The sequence below is a fragment of the Streptomyces angustmyceticus genome (assembly GCF_019933235.1).
Taxonomy (GTDB): domain Bacteria; phylum Actinomycetota; class Actinomycetes; order Streptomycetales; family Streptomycetaceae; genus Streptomyces; species Streptomyces angustmyceticus.
Window position 1 is genome coordinate 582,055 of record NZ_CP082945.1, and the last position, 15,937, is coordinate 597,991.

Consider the following 15,937-nt stretch of genomic DNA (forward strand, 5'->3'; position numbering starts at 1 on the left):
GTCCACTCCTCAGATGGTCTTGTTAGCGGGCTGCGTGTCGGCCTGTTCGAGGGCAGCCTGCTTCTTTGCGGCATCGCAGTACGGGAGCGCGTCACCGGCCCGCCTGAGGGGCGGCGTGCCCCCGTTGAAGCGGCGCCCATCGGGGGCCCCGGGGGCCTTCTTGGCGCCGGGTGCCTTTTGGGATCCGACCTGCGACAAGTCGCCCAACACCGGCAGCTCGGCGATGGCCTTCATTCGGGCCTGGGCAGCCCTGCTCTCAGCCTCCATCTCGGGCCGCACCCCGACCACCTTCGAACCGGTGACCCGGTACCAGGCGTCCGCCCAAATCTGCTCGGTGACGTACTGGGAACCACGCGCGGAACGCAGGGCCTCGGCAACCTCCCACACGTCCGGGTGATGCTCGCGACGGTCGGCGTCCTTGCGCTTCTGCTCTTCCTCGGCCTGCATCTGCTGCTTGGCTTTCTGTGCCGCAGCATTCGTTTCGGCCGCCGCCTTTTCCGCCTTTGCCTTTTCCCGGGCCTCGGCTTCCGCCTTCTTCTTGCGCTCGGCGTCGCGCTTCTCCCGCCACGACGGAATCCCGTCGGCCTTCTGGGCGATGCCGTGTTCGTAGGCCATGAGGACGATCGGGCCGCCGAGGGAGGCGAGGGCGCCGATGGAGCCCGCGTTGGGGCCGATGGAGTTGTCGGTGATGCCGTGCCACAGGTTGATGCCGGCAGCGATGAGCGCTGCGATCATGATGCCGACCCTGTAGGGCATGACGTCACGCCGGTGGGCGACAGCCCACGCCGCGCCGAAAGCCAGGGCCAGCGCCAGACCCTCCAGCAGTGCCGGGGCCGCGACAAGGAACGGGCGCTCCTTGTCCCAGAAGGCGAGGAACTGGATCGGGGCGGCGATCACCAGGCCGACGCCGTAGATCCCGCGGGCGCCCCACTTCCAGATGTTCTCGCTGCGCCGCTGCTCGGCAGCACGGGCTGCTTCCTTCGCCTCCGCCTCGTCTTCTGTCTTGCGCGCCTTAGCGGCGGCGGCCTCGGCGGCGTCCTTCCGGCGCTTGTGCTCGGCAATGAAGGTGGCGTGGCTGGCCTGGTCCTTCTCCAGCTTGAGGCGGTTCCGTTCGTTGGCCAGGCGCTGCCGCTCCGCTTCCTCGGCCGCCTTGATCTTCTCGGCGTCGGCCTTGCCTTCGGCTTCGATCCGGCGAGCGTCGGCTTCGGCGGCGGCGCGGGTACGGATCGCCTCCGCCTCGGCCAGGGCTACCGGGTCGAACCGCGGCTCGTCGGCAACGGGCTGGCCGTTGACCTTGGTGATGGCGGTGGTCACCGTGATCATTCCTTTCTGGGTGAGGGGCGGCGTGTTAGGCGTTGGCCATCCGGTCGAGGCTGTAGCCCTTTTCGAGCAGGGCAGCGCCGAGTGCGTCCTTGGCCTCGTCGACGGTGATGCGGATCTGATGTCGTCCCTGCACCAGGACGACTACGTCCTCGGGGCTGAGGCGAGCGGTGCGGTCGACGATCAGGCTGGGGGTGATCAGGTGGTAGGCGGCGTTCATGATCTGCCGGTGGCGGCGCTTGGCTTCGCGGATCTCGTTGTGCTTCTTGAACATGGCTGGCTCCTAGGCGGCGGTGTCGTAGCGGGTCGGCGCGGGTGCGGGGATCTTGGTGCGCTGGTCTTCGACGAGCCCGTCGGCGGCGATGCCGGCCAGGATCAGGAGGGCGATCAGGGTGCGGATGCCGATCGGGGCGTCGAGGCCGACGAACCAGGCCAGGCCGGCGATCAGGAGGGCGACCCGGGCGCGGGTGAGGCCGATGAGTAGTCCGAGCTGCATGACGGTTTCCTTCGACGGGGGTGAGGGTGGGTGCTGCGTCGGATCTCCAGGCCGCCGGTACCAGTGCGGGACCGGCGGCGTGGGCTACCGGCGCGTGGTCAGCGGCACTTGTTGCAGGTGCAGTCCGTGTTGCAGCGGGCGCGGAGCCCGCCGAGGGCGGCGGTGGCGATGGCGTCTCCGGCCCGGCCGCCTCGCTCGCCGCCGACCTTCTTGCCGGCGCGGTGGAGCTTCCCGGCGGCGGCATCGAGCTTCTCTGCGGTCTTCTTTCCGAACATGGGTTCCTCCTGGTGGCTGTTCGTGATCGGTTGGCGGACTGGGCTGCCCGTCAACGGGCGGGGCTGAGCTCTTCCGGGTAGAAGCCGGGGGTGCCCTTGACGGCTTCGGCGAGGCGGCCGTCGATGCCCTTCACGGCCATGAGGCCGGACTTGGAGCCGTCGTCGGTGACGGTGCCGGTCCGGCCGCGGAACCGGGCGTTGCCGGGGTTCGGGTTGGTGACGGTGACGCGGTCGCCCTTGCTGAAGTTCATGTGAAGTCCTCTCGGTTGGTGGGTGCTGGCCGGCTGGCCGGCTCCCTGCGGGCCCGGCGCCAGGTGGTGCGCGGTCTGGCGTTGCTCCGGGGCCACAGGCAGCGGTCAGGTCAGAGGCTGGAGGCGAGCGATGCGCTGCTGCCGTTCGGCGATGCCGTGTTCGAGCGTGTAGATCTCGGTGTCGGGCACCTGGCCGGAGGCGATCTCGACGCGCATGTTCGCGATGTCGGTCTTCCACTGGGCGACGGCTTCGCGGGCTTGGGCGGCCAGCACTTCGTTGTCCGTGTCGACGGCAGTTACGGTCATCAGCGGCGGACCTTCTCGCGCCGACTGTTGCGGACCTGCAGGATGTCGGCGGGCGTGGCATACACCTGGTCGTCGTCACACTCGAACATCGGGCGGATGTGGCGGCCGGGCTTCTCGTCGTAGACCGGCCCGTAGTTGAGGCACAGGCCCTGGGCGGACATGGAGCCGGTCATCGCCCCGCCGGTGAACATCTGGCGGTGGTCGAAGACGTAGCTCACCCAGACCTTCTCGTCGCCCCACGGGTAGGTGGCGGTCAGGACGACGTAGTAGGTCTTGCCGATCTCGACCTCGCGGGCAAACTTCTTCGCGCCGCGCTTGCTGGACTCCCATTCGGCCATGACTGTCTCCTTCGGTGGTGTGGGCTGGGGGCTGGGGCGGGTCAGGCGGCGGCGAGCTGGTGGAGTCCGCGGATCTCGTCCATCAGGCGGGGCCCGTCGGGATCCGCCTGGTCCAGGTCGATCGCGGCGAGCTGGATCTCCAGCTGGCGGGGCAGGTCGTTCTTCGCGACGGCGTGCCGGTACTCGTTCAGGTAGGCGATGCGGGTGTTCTCGGGCATGACGGTGGTCCTCTCGGAAATGTGGGCGGTGGCTGGGGGTGTTGGGGGGTGTTTCAGGCGCGGTAGACGGCCGGGCGGACGCCGGCGCGGAGTTCGCGGATGATCGAGCAGGGGCCCTTGGTCGCGCAGTACACGTCGTCGGTGTCCGGGAGAGGGTTGCTCGTCATGCCGAGGCGGTTCTTCGCTACGGCGTTGACTGCGCGCAGCATCTCGCCGCCGTTCGGCCGGCAGGAGCTGTTCTTGTCGCCGACGCCGTGGCGGTGAGCGCTCACAATGTGCTGGCGGGCCTGGCGGGCCGCCCAACGACGGCGGTCGGGGCCGGTGTTCTCGTGCACGTCGCCGCCGTGGGCCGTGTCCATGTGGCAGGCGGTGCAGTGGTAGGTGACCATCTGGGTCGGGTCGCTGTCGTGCGTCCACTTGCCTTCGAACTCGTAGACGATGACCTCGGCGCCCGGAACCTCGGTGTGCGCGAAGGCGGTGACGAGGCCGACGCCGTCCGCGATTGCTCCGCGGGCTGCCTGGTTCCAGAAGACGCGGGGCAGGAACTCGTCCCAGCCCTTGCCGTGGGGCCACTGTGCATACGTAACGCCCTGCTGGGCATCGAACGTCGCCGTGCCATCGACGTTCTCGCGCTTGTACTTCTCGATCTGCTCGATCGACCCGAAGTAGGTGGCACTGAACTCCTCGGACTCCAGGAAGATCAGCCCGTAGCCCTCGGGGCGGGTGTCATGGCCGTTGTCCTTCAGCATCTCGACCATGTCCTCGTAGCCGGGGTTTCCGGGAGCGATGGTGCCGACGAGCGGCAGCCGGTAGCGGTCGCAGCTCGTGACGTGGGCCGGGTTCGTGTCGCTGACGTTGTGCGGCGTGCCATAGGTGTTCCGGATGGTGACGCTCATGACGGCATGGCCTTTCGGCGAGTGATGCACGAATGGGGTGGAGTGGTGGCCGCGCCCGGGGCGCCGGGGGTAGTCAGCCCACGGGCGCGGCGGTCAGTGGGGAGGCTCGGTCACTTGTAGGCCTGGGCGCGGCACTTCTCGGCGTGGGCCTGGGCCCACTCGCGGGCCTTCTGCACGGCGGGCTCGGCGCCTTCCGCAAGTTCTTCGGCGTACTTCTCGGAGTCGAGCGGGACTGCGGCGGCGAGCGGCTCCTCGTGGGTGGAGTCGGCGCAGCCGTAGCCGTGGCAGGTAACGGAAGCGCCGAACTGGATCACTCGGTACTCCGGCTCGCCGTAGACCGTCCGCCCGTTACGGCTCGGGCGCTCCTTCCCGTACTGGACGATTGCTCGCACCTCGACGGTGGCGCCTGCGGCTGCGGTGAACTGGCCGACGGTCAGGCGGTCCGTCCCGTACTCGCTGTAGTACCGGCTACCGGTGGCCCCGCGGTGGTAGCTGATCGACTCGGCGACGGTCTCGATGACGGACGGGGCGGTGCTGATGTACGGCATGACGGCATGGCCTCTCGGTAGGCAGTGCACGAACAAGATGGAGGTGGGGAGCCGCGCTCGGGGGCTGGGGGTGGACACCCCGAGCACGGCGGTCAGTGGCGGCGGGGCCGCGGAATGTCGACCGGCTGCTCGGTGGCGACAGCAGCCTCAGCGAACAGGTGGCGGGCGATCTGCTGCATCCGCGCCACGTACAGCGGGTCAGCACCACGAGCCAGCAGATCCAGCACGGTGGCGACACGGTCACCGGCACGCTGCTCATGCAGAGCCGCCGACACCTCCGACTGCGCCGCACGACGAGCGGCCTCAGCGAGAGACGGATCCGAATCGCCCGGGAACGGGGCGGGAGCCGTGCTCACCGGGTCACCGCCGAACCCGCGTCGACCAGGTGCAGCAGCCCGGCCTGCTCCAGAACCTGCCGGGACTCGGCCATCGTGTCCTGCGCAAGGGCCAGCGAATCGAACTGGGCGCCGGTCATGTGCCGGGCGTCCAGCCCGGCGAGTTCCTCGACCCGCAGCGCGGCCACCTCGTAGCGAGCCACAGCACGGCTGATCTCCGGCGACACGCGGACGAACGAAGCGGCCTCGTGAGCCGCGCGGTCAGCGGCAGACATCGGGATGGTCGGGGTACTCATCGCGCACCGCCCGAGATGGCGGCGGCGAGGGCGCGGAGGGCGTGGCCGTGGGCGATGACCTGATCGGCGATCGCGGTGACGGCCTCGGGGGTGAGCTGGGCAACCTCGTCGCCGATCGCGTCGAACGCGACGAAGGGGGCGGCAGTCTCCGAGTCACCGGCGAACGGCCAGCTGGCCACGTGAGCCGTAAGCACCGACTCGATCTTCCCGTTGTAGGACGGGACGAAAAGCGAGACCGTGTCGCCGTGGTGCGACACGTCCTCCAGCGACCGGTACGCCTCGGTGTGTGGGTGGGTGCACCACGGCGGGCAGTCGACGGTGACCTGCTGGCCACGGACGAGGACGGCGGCCGTGCCGGCGGAGCGGGTGGGGCAAGCGTCGACCTGGTGGTCGGCGCCGTTGCGCTGCCCAGTAAGCTGGGATGTGGCCATCAGGATCTCCCTAGACAGGACCTGTTGGTTACGGCGGGTCGGTGCGTGCGCGATGTAGGAGTCGCAAGCGTCCGGCCCGTCTTCTTTTGTTGTGGCGTCGCCCGCGGACTGGGTCCGGTAGGAGTGGGCGGCACCTCCAAGCGCTGCTTGGAACTGCTGCTGAGGAAGACAGTAGGCCGCCATCGAGCGGGCGTCAAGCACATGCTTGAAGTGGCCAGGAATCGGCCCTACTCTCTTGGCATGACCCCCGCCATGGAAGAAGCCGTCGACACGCTGGTCGAGACCGCAACCGAGACCAGCGACCTCGTGGAGCGCTACCAGGGGATCAAGGAACTCGAGGAGGTCCTCGACGTCCGCCTGCGAGAAGCCAAGGCCGAGATCGCGAAGACCCTCTATGAAGGACGCTCCTGGCGGCAGGTAGGCGATCTGCTCGGCGTTACCGGTTCGCGGGCCGAGCAGATCTCCCGAGGGGCTAGATGAACTGCAATTCGTCATGGCTCCAGCGAACGCCCAATAGGGCGTCGCGGCGATGACGCGGCAATGAAGGAGCGGCGTGCCCAGCAGGCAGCCGCAGTGCAGATTCGGAATCACGACGGGGCGGGGCCACGTGGACGTGATCGACGTGTGGAGCGGCCGGCATGCGGTCGCCTTGCAGGCCGCGACGCGGTCAACGAATGAGGAGTTCGCCCGGACGCTGGGCGTAGCGGTCCGGACCGTGGCCGCCTGGCACGCGGACCCCGCGATCGTGCCGCGAAGAGAGATACAGCGCGCGCTAGATACCGCCCTTGAGCGGGTAACTCCCGCCGAGCAGCGCCGCTTCGGGGTCCTGTACCGGCATGCCTCCGAAGTGCAGACACAAGCGCTGCGAGTGGCTATCGCGGTGGTCGTCCGCGGGGCCGAAGTGCTGCTCGTCTGCCGGCGCGGTGAGGACTCCCTCACGTGGCAGTTCCCGGCCGGCGTCGTGAAACCCGGTGGCAGCGCCAGTGCAGTTGCAGTGCAGGAAACGCTCGCCGAGACGGCAGTTCACTGCTCTGTCCGCAAAGCTTTGGGTAGCCGGGTCCACCCGGTGACCGGGGTGCTCGCCGAATACGAGCTCTGCGATTTCCTCGCCGGTGAGGCCCGCAACCAGGACGCGGTCGAGAACCTCGACGTGGCTTGGGTACCGATCAGCAACCTGACGAAATTCATTCCGACCGGCAAGATCTATCCGCCCGTGCTGGCGGCCCTGGAGGGGACCCATGACTGAGCAGACCGCCGATCAGCCGGGCATCAGCGCCGGGATCATCGTGCAGGGCGACCGTGTCCTGATGGTTCGCCGCCGCGTGAAGGAGGGCGAGCTGATGTGGCAGTTCCCCGCCGGCGCGATCGAGGCCGGGGAGACTGCGGAGGAAGCCGCGGTACGCGAGACCCAGGAAGAGACAGGTCTGACCGTCGAGGCCGTCAAGCTGCTCGGCGAGCGGGTCCACCCGAAGACGGGCCGGCTCATGTCGTACACGGCATGCTCGCCGATCTCCGGGGAGGCGCACGTCGCCGACGAGGAGGAGCTGGCCGAGGTCGCGTGGGTGGCGCACGGGGAGATCACGGACTATGTGCCGTACCCGCTGGCGCCGATGGTGCAGGAGTACCTGGACGCCGAGTTGACGCCAGCCGAGTAGTCGCTGGACGGCACGAAGGAGCCCCCGCCCGGGATCTCTTGGGCGGGGGCTTTCGCGTGTATTCGGCTCCGGCTACTGGTCGCTGCTCTTCTTGCGCGGGGTGCGGCTGTGGCCGCGGGCGATGCCGGAGACGCGTTCGGGTTTGACGCCGAGCGTGGGTGCCATGTCGGTGTAGCTGATGCCGTCGCGCTCATGCACGGTGCGGACGACGCGTTGACGCTGCTCTCGTAGCCACTTTTGCAGGTCGGGGATGGCGGCGAGTGCTGCGGTGAGGGCGACCGCCTGGTCGAGGGTTGCATCGCCGGCGGCTAGGTCGGCGAGCTGCTCGAAGGGTGAGGGTGGCTTGTCCATGTGGCGAGGTTAGTGGCCACCCGTCGAAGAAATCCAGTGGGTACCCACTTGACGAAATTGATGGGTACCCACTAAGTTGGAGTCATCGCAAGGGCCAGACGCGGGCAGGGAGCCAGCAATGACGAAAACCACGAGCATCAAGGCCAGCACCTGGGTTCGCGTCTTCGCCGGCTTCTACAAGCGCATCGGCAGCGACGGCGCCACCGTCCTGGCGGAGATCAGCCGCGACGACAACGGGACCTGGTCCTACATGGTCAAGCCGTTCGGCAAGGCCGGCCTTGCTTGGCAGGTGACCGGCTTCGGCACGCTGACCGAGGCCAAGCGCATGGCGGAGGTCGGCTACCGCAGCTATCTGCGCGAGCACACCGCGATGAACGTCCGCAGCAGCTGACCAAGGAAAGGGAATCGACATGGCCGCCAGCTACTCCACCGTGCGGAACTACCTAGGCAAAGAGTTCCCCCTCAGCGAGACGTCCACCGGCCGCAGGGCCGGGCAGCGTTGGTCCGAGGGGGTTCAGGTACGGACCTCCCAAACCCTCGGCGTGATCGTGGACTACACCGAGTCTCACGCCGAGTGGAGGTCCGACGGATCGCTGCGTAAGGCCAAGCTGAACACGGTGCGCGAGTACCTAGAGCAGCGCTTCACCGTGGACGACCACCCGGCCCGCGACGGCCGCATGGTCGTCTCCGACTGACCGTGACAGAACAGCGGCCCCCGGCTGAAGGAAGCAGCCGAGGGCTTCTGCGTTCTCCGCACCGATGTTCACCCCCACGCACCCCTGCCGAATGAGGCGTTCCGCTGGCAGGCTGTCTCTCTTCTGACTGAGGGGGGCTCATGGCGTTGGCGTGTCCGCGGTGTAAGGGGTCGGGGCAGGTGCTGCATTTGCCGGAGTTTGTGGCGTCGTTGCCGGCCGAGTCGCCGTTGCGGGGGAAGTACGGCCAGCCGCCGGAGTACGTCATGCAGTGGCTGCTGCCGGTGGGCGCGGTCGTGGCGGGGGTGCTGCTGTTGCTGTCGGGTGCGCCGGCCGCGGGCGTGCTGCTGCTGACTGTCGGGGCTGGGCTGGGCTTCCTGTTCTCCCGGCTGGCAGCAGCCGCGGAGGAGGCGCGGGAGCGTTGGGCGCGGTCCCTGTATTGCCGACAGTGTCCGGCGACGTTCCCGCGGGAGGACGCGGTGACGGTCTGAGCGAGCGTTCGGGCCCCTGCGATCATCGCTCAAGGCCGGCTCGTCGCCGGATCTCCACTGCCTCTTCGGTGCCGCCGAGGAGGACTGTGCTGGCGGCGTCCGTGAAGGCCGTGAACGCCCGCCCCATTTCACGGCGGCTCGCATTCACCTTGCCTTGGATCTCCGCCAGCTGCGGTGAACCTCCGGCCATCGAGTGCATTCCGAGCTCGCGGTGGGCCTGCGCGTCTTCGCGACCAGCTTCGGCAAGCGGCTTCACAATGTCGGCGATGACGGGCGGGCCGAACAGTCGGGTGTTGTAGCACGCGACGTGCAGCAGGCTCTGCTGCACGTCGATGCTGTCAAGGAGTTCGCCGGTTGGCGCCTCGTCGTGGATGGCGACGCGAAGTCGGGCGAGGGTGTGGGCGAGCTGGCTGTAGGCGCGGATGACGTCGCCGTATGCCTGCCGCTGTTCTTGCCGTATCCACTGGGCACGCTCGACTGTTGCTTGATTTGCGACTTGTTCGGCGCTGGCTTTGGCGGCGATGTTGGCACTGTGGCGGGCGGCGAGGTAGCTGACGGCCGCGGTGATGAGGGTGCCGATGAAGGCCCCGATGCCGACGTAGTAAGCAGCAAGTCCCTGGTCCATGGCCTCCCCTTGGATGGTGCGTGGCGGGAGGCTATCGGCCGTAGCGGCTGTTGCGTAACCGTCCTGTTCAGGTGCCGTTGGTCAGATCATGAGTGATATGGACGATCGGCTGCTGGGTCTGGTCGATGGCGTGGCGGATGCGGATGAGCGGCGCCTTCCGTTGCTGACCATGCGGGAGGCGCAGGCGACGGTGGAGCTGTTGCAGATGCTGGCCGCGCGTGACGGCGAGGGGGCGTATGCGGCGCGGCACCTGGCGGGGAGCTTGGCGCGCCGTCTGCCGGCCGAGGGGTGAGCGCGCGAATGCCGTGCCGTGTCAGCCCTCCCGGTACCTGCGTAGGCCGCGCTTCCAACGCCAAAACTCGCCATGCGGACAGGGGTCGTACTCGGTGGGCTTGTAGGCGTGCTCAAGCTCCCGGAGATTGTTGAACTGGCCTGGGGACTCTCTGACTTCTTTCCACACTTGCTTGGTGGGCCATCGGGTGAGCCAGCCGGCCATTCGCTCAACCCATGCGTTCCAGGTGCGGTCTGAGACGTCGCCTCTTCGGCGCATCTCGCATTGGCTCTCGCAGAGGCGCAGGTAGAGGAGGCAGGCCTTCTTGAGGTCCCCGTCGATCACATCGGTGCGACAAGGTATGCAGTAGGCAAGGGCTTCGTAGGGGCAGTCGTCCAGCAGCTTCCAGTAGCGTTCGAGGTGGAACTCTTCGAACTGTCGGACGTGGACTCTGCGGGCTTCGAGGTTGTGGTGAGCCACGGCGATTATGCCCGCGACTAACGTGGCAATGACCCCTGCGATGGTGGCTGCGAGCATGGCGGACCTGCCTGGTACCTGCCGCCCCGAGTTCGTTCTTCCATTCTCTCCGCCTCGAGGCGGCGTCGCGACCCGCCGGCATGCCTCGGTCTGACGGATTACCCCCGCCGGGACGTTCCGAGCGGGGGCTCTGCGTGTCGCCAGCGGCTGGTAGCCGTCAGCCGTCGGTGTCCTCGTCGTCGACGTGCTTCAGCGCCATGCGTGCCTTGACGAGCTCGGGTCCGCTGAGTGTGTCCCAGTGGGGGTGTCCGTGGAGCTGGGGGATCAGCTCGTGGAGCCGCTGCCGCAGTTCGACAACGCGCTGCTTGTCGTCGCTGCTCCAGCCGTCCGAGGCTTCGCGCTGCCGGTCGCGCCAGTACCCTTCGCCGGGCTTGTCGCGCCAGCCGTCGACGGGTTCGGGCGGTTCGGGGTGGGCGTCGAGGAAAGCCTTGTAGTCGGCGGTGGCGGCGTGGACGTCGCGCTGCAGCTGTACGAGATCGTCGGGGAAGTCTGTGCTCACGGGGCGGATGCTACTCCGCGGGTCGAACACGCGGCCGATAGGGCGCGCCGTCAGGCCAGCCATGCTCTGCGTCACGGATCGGTCACATGGTCAGCTTGCCGTGCCGGCTACTGGGATGCTCCGGCCATGACCGACACCTCCGAACCTGACCAGGGTCCCGCCAATCCACCTGCCTCCGCCGATGCCCCACGCTCCCAGGCCCCGGCAGCCTTTGTCTGGGTGGGGGTCTTGGGTGTGGCTGCTCTAGTCCTCGGCGTGATCCTCGGCTTCTCACCTGTCGGCGACTGTGGTTCGCCGTGGGCGCCTGACACCACCAAGGTGGAAAGCGAGCAGCGCGTTGACGCGTTGACGGACGCGATGGCGGGGTTCCCCCGGGAGCAGCAGACGGATCCTGTCGTGCTCTGCGATGCCGAATACGGGTCCCGCGGGACTCTGGCTACGGGCCTGGCAGTACTCGGTGGGGCGATGGCGGCCGGCGCCGTGACGGTCAGGTACCGCGGGCAGGGGTCGGGGCCGTCGGGTAGCTAGACGTGGATGAGCCCCACCTCGGATGAGGCGGGGCTTTGTCAGCTGAGGTCGAGGATTTCGAGGACGGCGAGGGTTTTCTGGCCGTAGCTGACGAAGATCATGGCGAGTGCTCCGTCGACGCGGATTTGGCGGTTCCATTCGTCGGCGTGGCCGCGGGGTTCCGTGTATCCGATGGGGTCTTGGCAGGCGGCGTCGAGGGCAACGGTGAGGGCGTGGCTGACGGCCGGCGGAAGCTGGTCGTGGAGGGGTTCCACGCCGGGGTCGTAGATGAGCCGAAACAACGCGCTGACCTCCTACGGTCGCCTGGTCACTGGGTGAGGTCGGCGTTCAGCAGAGTATCGGATCAGCGACGGTGCGTGACCAGCTTCTAAAAGTTAGGCGGCGCCCCGGCTAGACCGGATCTTGGCGGCCTCCTGCTGGACCCATTCGGTGCGGTCAATCCACTCGCCGGGCAGCTCCTCGCCTCGCGCGTCTGCGGCGGCAAGTTCTCGACCCCGCTGTTCGGCGGCTTGGATCCGGCCGGCGCGGTCGGCCCACTTCTCGACGGTGGCAACGAGTTGGTCGACGGGCGCCTTGTTGATCTCTTTGAGGCACTTCTTTGTGAGGGCGGGGTCGCCGAGGGCTTCGCAGATGGTTTCGATGGTCCACGGCGCGGCGTCCATGCTGCCCTCCTGGTGTGGAAATGCCATTCGTGATTCGGGACGCACCTTAGCGCACTGAGCAGTACGCAACCCGAAAGAATATGCCATGGGCATGGGCCACTCCAGGCCGTGAAACCTTGGGCAGTAGGCGCAGCAAAACCCCGCCCAATCATGCTGGGCGGGGCCGGTCAGTGGCCGTCCCCGTCGGCTTGCCGCGGGATGATCGGCCACGCTCCTTCGACGACAGCGTCGGGGTTCGTCTCCCGGAAGTGGGCTTGCAGGGATGCGGCCTGCTCAGCAGCCCACCCGCTCGCCCCATGGGAAGACCCGGCAGAAGTCCTCCGGCATGCGTGCGTCCTCGGGGAGCTTGTGGTGCTCCCGGTACCGAACCCAGGCGGCGGCGACTGCCTTGTCGACCTCGGCGAACGTGGTGCCCCAGGGTTGGGGTGCGGGCACGGTGTACGTAACCCGGCGGGAGATCTCCTCGAAGGAGCTGTAGTCCGCCATCACGCCTCCTTGGCTCGGTCGAGGACCTGCTGGAGTCCGGCTTCGACGTCGATGACCTCGTCGAGCTTGGCGAGCATCCGGTCGTTGTCGGCAACGAGCCGGTCGAGCACGTCATCTGCCTCGGTGTGGGCGGTCGGATCGGTCACGGGGTCTCCTCGATGGCGTCGATGGTGGGGCAGGGGTGCGGGATATACGCCACCCACTCCTCGGTGTCCGGGCCGGTGCGGCGGCGGGTGGAGCAGGTGGTGCACCAGGTCTGTCCCATGTGTTGGGTGGGCTGGTGCAGGGCTCGCATGCGGGCGATAGCGGCCTTGGCGCTGGTCAGTTCCTGGTCGTAGCCGTCGACCTGATCCCGGGACCTGCGGATGTTGCGCTTGAGGTAATCGACCTCCTGGTTCAGCCGGTCCAGCTCGGGATGCACGACGCCGAAAACGGCGTCGGCGAGGGCTTCGGGTGTGAGCGTCCGGCAGTCGTCGATCGCCTCGCTGAGACGCTGCCGCAGGTCATCGGTCATGCGCCGCTCCAGTCGCTCCAGGATGTGGCGCTGGCGGGAAGGTCGTAGGGCGGGTTCGGCGAATCGTCGCATTCGTCGCCGCAGAAGGCGTGCTCGCCCTCGGCGTGGGCTTGCCTCCGCTCGCACGGGCCGCAGGGCTCACTATCAGTGTGCTCGCGGGGGACGCAGTCGCTGTCGGTTGTGCCGGTCATGCTTCTCCTTGTGGTGTGGGCCCGCCGCGGGATGCGGCGGGCCGGGGGTCAGTTGAAGGTGACGACCATGGCGTCGACGGAAACTTCCTCGTCTTCCTCGGGGTGCTGGGCGTCGTATCGGTCGTTGCAGGCGCGGCAAGCGAATCCGGAGGCGGCGAGGTTGGCGTTCATGTGGAGGTGGTTGCCGCAGAAGTAGCCGCCGCAGCCGTGCTGATCGCCACCCGGAGTCTCGCCGCAGAGGTGCGCGAGCCCCCGGTCGATCTGCTCGTTGCAGCTGGTTCGCTCGCAGGTGGTGGGGACGCTGTAGCCGGCCTGGATCGTCTGGCCGTTGCGGATGATCTCGTAGTGGGCGTAGCCCATGGTCACTTCTCCTTCTCGGGTGTCCAGTACGGGGCGTCGGGCCTGGCCTTGCATCCGTTGCTGCAGGTGAGGACTTGGGTGCCGGACGGGTAGCGTTCCCCGGTCGGCCGCCAGGGGCCGCGCTCGTCGCCGCAGGTAGCGCAGCGCGGCAGGGCTGGCTCGGGGCAGGGTGCGGTCACCACTGCTCCACGGGCTTGACGGTCTCGAAGTGCCACCAGCGACCGCTCTCCCACTGGTTGATGCGGATCGCGGTCGTCTCCGTCTCGCCGGCCTCGGCCTTCCGCAGCTCTTCGCGGACGTATGCGTAGGTCTTGGCCTCGCTGGTGAACTCGGCCTCCGGGCTGGGGCCGGTCGGGGCTTCGAGGACGACACGCCACGGGTGGCGGGGACGGGTGCTCATCACTGTTCCTTCGCGAGGCGAGCCAGCATGGCGGTGTGGTCGCCGCTGCTGGTGACGTAGGCGCCGGTCGGCCCGTAGCCCACCGCCGGGCCGCTGGACGGGATTAGCAGTGACCCGCAGAACCCGTCGTCGGACGGCCTGTCGCCCTTGAACAGCCACACCCGGACGCCGAGCGGGTCCATGCCGGTGGCGAGGCAATGACCCGGCGGGGTGGTGTCGTCGACGCCCGACCAGCGGACGTCCATGTTGGCGAGACGGAACTCCATCGGCTTCTCCTCGAGATGGGTGGCCCGCCCCAGACCGGGGCGGGCGTGGGGCTTAGGCGGCTTCGCGGTCGTCGTAGTCGTCGGGGTCCAGGTCGTAGCGGTCGTTGAAGTACTCGCGGTCCTCCCGGGCTATCTGGCGGAGCGATGGCTCCGGCGGGCAAGGCGCCACGTATCCACGCTCGGTAGCGTGCAGCGGGAACCACTTGATGGACTCGAACGGCACGGCGGGCTCCTTCGGGGTGGAGCTGGCGGGAAGCGGGGCCGCCCCACGGCGGGGGCTTGGGGCGGGCGGGGATGGGCGGCTGCGATTCAGGGGCTGGGCTTCCCAGCTACGTCCGAGCCGTCCGAGGGCAAGGGCATGGCGACCACCATCAGCCGATCCGCGATCGCGCGAACGTCATCGCTGGACAGGTTTGGGTCGGGCCCGCCCCTCGGCCAGATCAGCCTGAGCATCTCGTCGTACACGTCGTCTGTTGCGCGCAACCACTTGCGGTATGCCACACGGTCGACTGCCCGCCGCCGATCCATCTCCGCGCCCATGGCCTCCAACGACGCAGCACCGGCGGATGTGTGGTGGAGGTATTCCACGATGTCCCGGCCCCAGCGGTATCCAGGCTGGCGCGTCGGACGCGAGCGGGGTTGCCCCTGCTGCTTGTTAGCCTTCCACTGCTTCCAGTACACCCAGGAATACCCATCCATTTTTCGGTCCCAGGCGTCCATGCAGTCAGCGGTCAGATGCAGGGCGGCGATCAGTAGACCGAGGTCACCGCGGCGGGCGAGTCGCGCACGCCGCTGGATCCGGAGACGGGTGAGGAGTTCGGCCTTCGCGGTCGGGGTCATCTGCAGCTCCTTGCTGGTACGAGCGGGCTGGGCGGTGGAGTTGGTTTAGCCGACCTCCACGAGGCGGTGGTCGACGATGCGGTCGATGCGGAACGTGCGGTCCTCGCCCCGCAGCCGGTCAAAGCCGCGAACCGTGATAGCGCCGGTGGAGGCGACGACCAGTTCGGCCGGCTCGACGATGCGGGTGGACTCGGTGCCGTCCGCCTTCACGTAGACGATCTCCACGGCGCCGCCCGAGTCGATCGCCCGGTACAGGTCGGTAAGCAGGCGGAACACCCGGGACAGGGCGCTGCGGGCAACGCTCCAGCCGAACCCCAGGGCGGCGGCGATCGTGCGGCGGATGGTGGTGACGGTGCGGGTCATAGAGTCCCCCTCGGACGGTGCGGGTTGTGACATGGGCCCGGCCCCGAAGGGCCGGGCAGCGGGTCAGGCGGCGCGCCCCATTCGCCCGAGGAGTGCGGCTGCGACGGTCGCGGCTTCGGCAGGGCTGGTGTCGCGGAGGTAGGCGAGCATCACCGTCTCTGCGCGGGCGATCGTCCACTGGTTGGCCTTGGCGACCTCGTCAGCCTTGGCCTCGAAGGCGGCCAGGACGTCTGCATCGGTGGCGCCCTCAGCCTCGACCTCGGTCTCGGTCTCCTCGGCGGGAGCGTGGGCAGTGATGGCCGCCTCTACGTCCTCTTGGTCGACGTACATGCCGAGCCAGTCCAGGCCGTCCCACACGTGGTAAGCGGCGGGCATGCGCTCGACCTTGTAGGTCTTGGCGCCCAAGGTGACGGCCCAACGATTGGCGCTGGCGTAGGGGCGCAGTCGACGGTCAGTCTCGTCAGTCCACGTGATGGCGTTCATATCCGTCTCCCCT

At 68.2% G+C, this 15,937-nt stretch carries 38 protein-coding genes; 7 read left to right on the forward strand and 31 right to left on the reverse strand.

Annotated features, from left to right (window positions below):
• Window positions 1–9: 9 nt before the first annotated feature.
• From K7396_RS02765 to K7396_RS02820, 13 genes are all read right to left on the reverse strand, one after another.
• Complete coding sequence (locus tag K7396_RS02765) at window positions 10–1,314, reverse strand: hypothetical protein (protein ID WP_086719314.1); 1,305 nt, start codon at window positions 1,312–1,314, stop codon at window positions 10–12.
• Between the two features lie 34 nt (window positions 1,315–1,348).
• On the reverse strand, window positions 1,349–1,594 hold the full coding sequence (locus K7396_RS02770; RefSeq protein ID WP_086719313.1) for a hypothetical protein: 246 nt from the start codon (window positions 1,592–1,594) through the stop codon (window positions 1,349–1,351).
• A gap of 9 nt (window positions 1,595–1,603) precedes the next feature.
• Window positions 1,604–1,816 carry a hypothetical protein gene (locus K7396_RS02775; RefSeq protein WP_086719312.1) on the reverse strand — a complete coding sequence of 71 codons (213 nt, stop codon included), beginning with the start codon at window positions 1,814–1,816 and terminating at the stop codon, window positions 1,604–1,606.
• Window positions 1,817–1,914: 98 nt separating this feature from the next.
• On the reverse strand, window positions 1,915–2,091 hold the full coding sequence (locus K7396_RS02780) for a hypothetical protein (RefSeq protein WP_158101150.1): 177 nt from the start codon (window positions 2,089–2,091) through the stop codon (window positions 1,915–1,917).
• Between the two features lie 50 nt (window positions 2,092–2,141).
• The gene (locus K7396_RS02785; protein ID WP_086719311.1) at window positions 2,142–2,342 is read right to left on the reverse strand and encodes a hypothetical protein; all 201 of its coding nucleotides are present in this window, start codon (window positions 2,340–2,342) and stop codon (window positions 2,142–2,144) included.
• Between the two features lie 105 nt (window positions 2,343–2,447).
• A complete protein-coding gene (locus tag K7396_RS02790) occupies window positions 2,448–2,648 on the reverse strand; it encodes a hypothetical protein (protein ID WP_086719310.1) in 201 nt (66 codons plus the stop codon).
• Window positions 2,648–2,986, reverse strand: a complete 339-nt coding sequence (locus tag K7396_RS02795) for a hypothetical protein (protein ID WP_086719309.1) — start codon at window positions 2,984–2,986, stop codon at window positions 2,648–2,650. The genes K7396_RS02790 and K7396_RS02795 overlap by 1 nt, the downstream gene beginning before the upstream one ends.
• Window positions 2,987–3,027: 41 nt before the next feature.
• Window positions 3,028–3,204, reverse strand: coding sequence for a hypothetical protein (locus K7396_RS02800; protein ID WP_158101149.1), 177 nt, complete (start codon window positions 3,202–3,204; stop codon window positions 3,028–3,030).
• Between the two features lie 53 nt (window positions 3,205–3,257).
• Entirely contained in the window at window positions 3,258–4,100 is an 843-nt protein-coding gene (locus K7396_RS02805) for a hypothetical protein (RefSeq protein ID WP_086719308.1), read from the reverse strand.
• 110 nt (window positions 4,101–4,210) lie between these two features.
• Window positions 4,211–4,648 carry a hypothetical protein gene (locus K7396_RS02810; RefSeq protein ID WP_086719307.1) on the reverse strand — a complete coding sequence of 146 codons (438 nt, stop codon included), beginning with the start codon at window positions 4,646–4,648 and terminating at the stop codon, window positions 4,211–4,213.
• Window positions 4,649–4,740: 92 nt separating this feature from the next.
• On the reverse strand, window positions 4,741–4,875 hold the full coding sequence (locus K7396_RS35595) for a hypothetical protein (protein WP_263295733.1): 135 nt from the start codon (window positions 4,873–4,875) through the stop codon (window positions 4,741–4,743).
• A gap of 125 nt (window positions 4,876–5,000) precedes the next feature.
• Complete coding sequence (locus K7396_RS02815; RefSeq protein WP_143589154.1) at window positions 5,001–5,186, reverse strand: hypothetical protein; 186 nt, start codon at window positions 5,184–5,186, stop codon at window positions 5,001–5,003.
• 89 nt (window positions 5,187–5,275) lie between these two features.
• Complete coding sequence (locus K7396_RS02820; protein WP_143589153.1) at window positions 5,276–5,710, reverse strand: DUF6907 domain-containing protein; 435 nt, start codon at window positions 5,708–5,710, stop codon at window positions 5,276–5,278.
• A gap of 240 nt (window positions 5,711–5,950) precedes the next feature.
• Between K7396_RS02820 and K7396_RS02825 the strand changes: the two genes are divergently transcribed.
• The 3 genes from K7396_RS02825 (at window position 5,951) to K7396_RS02835 (ending at window position 7,365) form a co-directional block, all read left to right on the forward strand.
• Window positions 5,951–6,190 carry a hypothetical protein gene (locus tag K7396_RS02825; RefSeq protein ID WP_143589152.1) on the forward strand — a complete coding sequence of 80 codons (240 nt, stop codon included), beginning with the start codon at window positions 5,951–5,953 and terminating at the stop codon, window positions 6,188–6,190.
• A gap of 127 nt (window positions 6,191–6,317) precedes the next feature.
• Window positions 6,318–6,956, forward strand: coding sequence for an NUDIX hydrolase (locus K7396_RS02830; RefSeq protein WP_086719322.1), 639 nt, complete (start codon window positions 6,318–6,320; stop codon window positions 6,954–6,956).
• Window positions 6,949–7,365 (forward strand): NUDIX hydrolase, encoded by a 417-nt coding sequence (locus K7396_RS02835; RefSeq protein WP_086719302.1) that lies wholly within the window; start codon window positions 6,949–6,951, stop codon window positions 7,363–7,365. Before K7396_RS02830 ends, K7396_RS02835 begins: the two co-directional genes overlap by 8 nt.
• Before the next feature lie 72 nt (window positions 7,366–7,437).
• On the opposite strand, the gene K7396_RS02840 is transcribed toward K7396_RS02835, so the two are convergent.
• Entirely contained in the window at window positions 7,438–7,716 is a 279-nt protein-coding gene (locus K7396_RS02840) for a hypothetical protein (protein WP_086719301.1), read from the reverse strand.
• A 118-nt stretch (window positions 7,717–7,834) separates the two neighbouring features.
• Between K7396_RS02840 and K7396_RS02845 the strand changes: the two genes are divergently transcribed.
• From K7396_RS02845 to K7396_RS02855, 3 genes are all read left to right on the forward strand, one after another.
• A complete protein-coding gene (locus tag K7396_RS02845) occupies window positions 7,835–8,107 on the forward strand; it encodes a hypothetical protein (RefSeq protein ID WP_086719300.1) in 273 nt (90 codons plus the stop codon).
• 19 nt (window positions 8,108–8,126) lie between these two features.
• The gene (locus K7396_RS02850; RefSeq protein ID WP_086719299.1) at window positions 8,127–8,411 is read left to right on the forward strand and encodes a hypothetical protein; all 285 of its coding nucleotides are present in this window, start codon (window positions 8,127–8,129) and stop codon (window positions 8,409–8,411) included.
• Between the two features lie 188 nt (window positions 8,412–8,599).
• On the forward strand, window positions 8,600–8,899 hold the full coding sequence (locus tag K7396_RS02855) for a hypothetical protein (RefSeq protein WP_152104215.1): 300 nt from the start codon (window positions 8,600–8,602) through the stop codon (window positions 8,897–8,899).
• A gap of 22 nt (window positions 8,900–8,921) precedes the next feature.
• On the opposite strand, the gene K7396_RS02860 is transcribed toward K7396_RS02855, so the two are convergent.
• Entirely contained in the window at window positions 8,922–9,524 is a 603-nt protein-coding gene (locus K7396_RS02860) for a hypothetical protein (RefSeq protein ID WP_086719297.1), read from the reverse strand.
• Between the two features lie 97 nt (window positions 9,525–9,621).
• On the opposite strand from K7396_RS02860, the gene K7396_RS02865 reads away from it, so the two are divergent.
• Entirely contained in the window at window positions 9,622–9,816 is a 195-nt protein-coding gene (locus tag K7396_RS02865; RefSeq protein ID WP_086719296.1) for a hypothetical protein, read from the forward strand.
• Between the two features lie 21 nt (window positions 9,817–9,837).
• Here the strand turns inward: K7396_RS02865 and K7396_RS02870 are convergent, their stop codons facing one another.
• From K7396_RS02870 to K7396_RS02950, 16 genes are all read right to left on the reverse strand, one after another.
• Entirely contained in the window at window positions 9,838–10,332 is a 495-nt protein-coding gene (locus K7396_RS02870; RefSeq protein ID WP_086719295.1) for a hypothetical protein, read from the reverse strand.
• Between the two features lie 157 nt (window positions 10,333–10,489).
• Window positions 10,490–10,831 carry a hypothetical protein gene (locus tag K7396_RS02875; RefSeq protein WP_086719294.1) on the reverse strand — a complete coding sequence of 114 codons (342 nt, stop codon included), beginning with the start codon at window positions 10,829–10,831 and terminating at the stop codon, window positions 10,490–10,492.
• 566 nt (window positions 10,832–11,397) lie between these two features.
• On the reverse strand, window positions 11,398–11,640 hold the full coding sequence (locus K7396_RS02880) for a hypothetical protein (RefSeq protein ID WP_086719292.1): 243 nt from the start codon (window positions 11,638–11,640) through the stop codon (window positions 11,398–11,400).
• 93 nt (window positions 11,641–11,733) lie between these two features.
• On the reverse strand, window positions 11,734–12,021 hold the full coding sequence (locus K7396_RS02885; RefSeq protein WP_086719291.1) for a hypothetical protein: 288 nt from the start codon (window positions 12,019–12,021) through the stop codon (window positions 11,734–11,736).
• Between the two features lie 273 nt (window positions 12,022–12,294).
• The gene (locus tag K7396_RS02895) at window positions 12,295–12,507 is read right to left on the reverse strand and encodes a hypothetical protein (protein ID WP_086719290.1); all 213 of its coding nucleotides are present in this window, start codon (window positions 12,505–12,507) and stop codon (window positions 12,295–12,297) included.
• Window positions 12,507–12,653 (reverse strand): hypothetical protein, encoded by a 147-nt coding sequence (locus K7396_RS02900; RefSeq protein WP_158101148.1) that lies wholly within the window; start codon window positions 12,651–12,653, stop codon window positions 12,507–12,509. The genes K7396_RS02895 and K7396_RS02900 overlap by 1 nt, the downstream gene beginning before the upstream one ends.
• Entirely contained in the window at window positions 12,650–13,021 is a 372-nt protein-coding gene (locus tag K7396_RS02905; protein ID WP_086719289.1) for a hypothetical protein, read from the reverse strand. The genes K7396_RS02900 and K7396_RS02905 overlap by 4 nt, the downstream gene beginning before the upstream one ends.
• On the reverse strand, window positions 13,018–13,212 hold the full coding sequence (locus K7396_RS02910; protein ID WP_143589150.1) for a hypothetical protein: 195 nt from the start codon (window positions 13,210–13,212) through the stop codon (window positions 13,018–13,020). The genes K7396_RS02905 and K7396_RS02910 overlap by 4 nt, the downstream gene beginning before the upstream one ends.
• A 48-nt stretch (window positions 13,213–13,260) precedes the next feature.
• Window positions 13,261–13,572, reverse strand: coding sequence for a hypothetical protein (locus K7396_RS02915; protein ID WP_086719288.1), 312 nt, complete (start codon window positions 13,570–13,572; stop codon window positions 13,261–13,263).
• Window positions 13,573–13,574: 2 nt separating this feature from the next.
• Window positions 13,575–13,751, reverse strand: a complete 177-nt coding sequence (locus K7396_RS02920; RefSeq protein WP_158101147.1) for a hypothetical protein — start codon at window positions 13,749–13,751, stop codon at window positions 13,575–13,577.
• Window positions 13,748–13,972 carry a hypothetical protein gene (locus tag K7396_RS02925; RefSeq protein ID WP_086719287.1) on the reverse strand — a complete coding sequence of 75 codons (225 nt, stop codon included), beginning with the start codon at window positions 13,970–13,972 and terminating at the stop codon, window positions 13,748–13,750. Before K7396_RS02925 ends, K7396_RS02920 begins: the two co-directional genes overlap by 4 nt.
• Complete coding sequence (locus tag K7396_RS02930) at window positions 13,972–14,238, reverse strand: hypothetical protein (protein WP_086719286.1); 267 nt, start codon at window positions 14,236–14,238, stop codon at window positions 13,972–13,974. The genes K7396_RS02925 and K7396_RS02930 overlap by 1 nt, the downstream gene beginning before the upstream one ends.
• A gap of 52 nt (window positions 14,239–14,290) precedes the next feature.
• Window positions 14,291–14,461, reverse strand: a complete 171-nt coding sequence (locus K7396_RS02935; protein ID WP_170314247.1) for a hypothetical protein — start codon at window positions 14,459–14,461, stop codon at window positions 14,291–14,293.
• A gap of 86 nt (window positions 14,462–14,547) precedes the next feature.
• Window positions 14,548–15,078, reverse strand: a complete 531-nt coding sequence (locus K7396_RS02940; RefSeq protein ID WP_086721890.1) for a hypothetical protein — start codon at window positions 15,076–15,078, stop codon at window positions 14,548–14,550.
• A 45-nt stretch (window positions 15,079–15,123) separates the two neighbouring features.
• Window positions 15,124–15,441 (reverse strand): WYL domain-containing protein, encoded by a 318-nt coding sequence (locus K7396_RS02945; protein ID WP_158101213.1) that lies wholly within the window; start codon window positions 15,439–15,441, stop codon window positions 15,124–15,126.
• 63 nt (window positions 15,442–15,504) lie between these two features.
• Window positions 15,505–15,924: a hypothetical protein gene (locus K7396_RS02950; RefSeq protein WP_152104214.1), complete on the reverse strand. Its 420-nt coding sequence runs from the start codon at window positions 15,922–15,924 to the stop codon at window positions 15,505–15,507.
• Window positions 15,925–15,937: the final 13 nt, after the last annotated feature.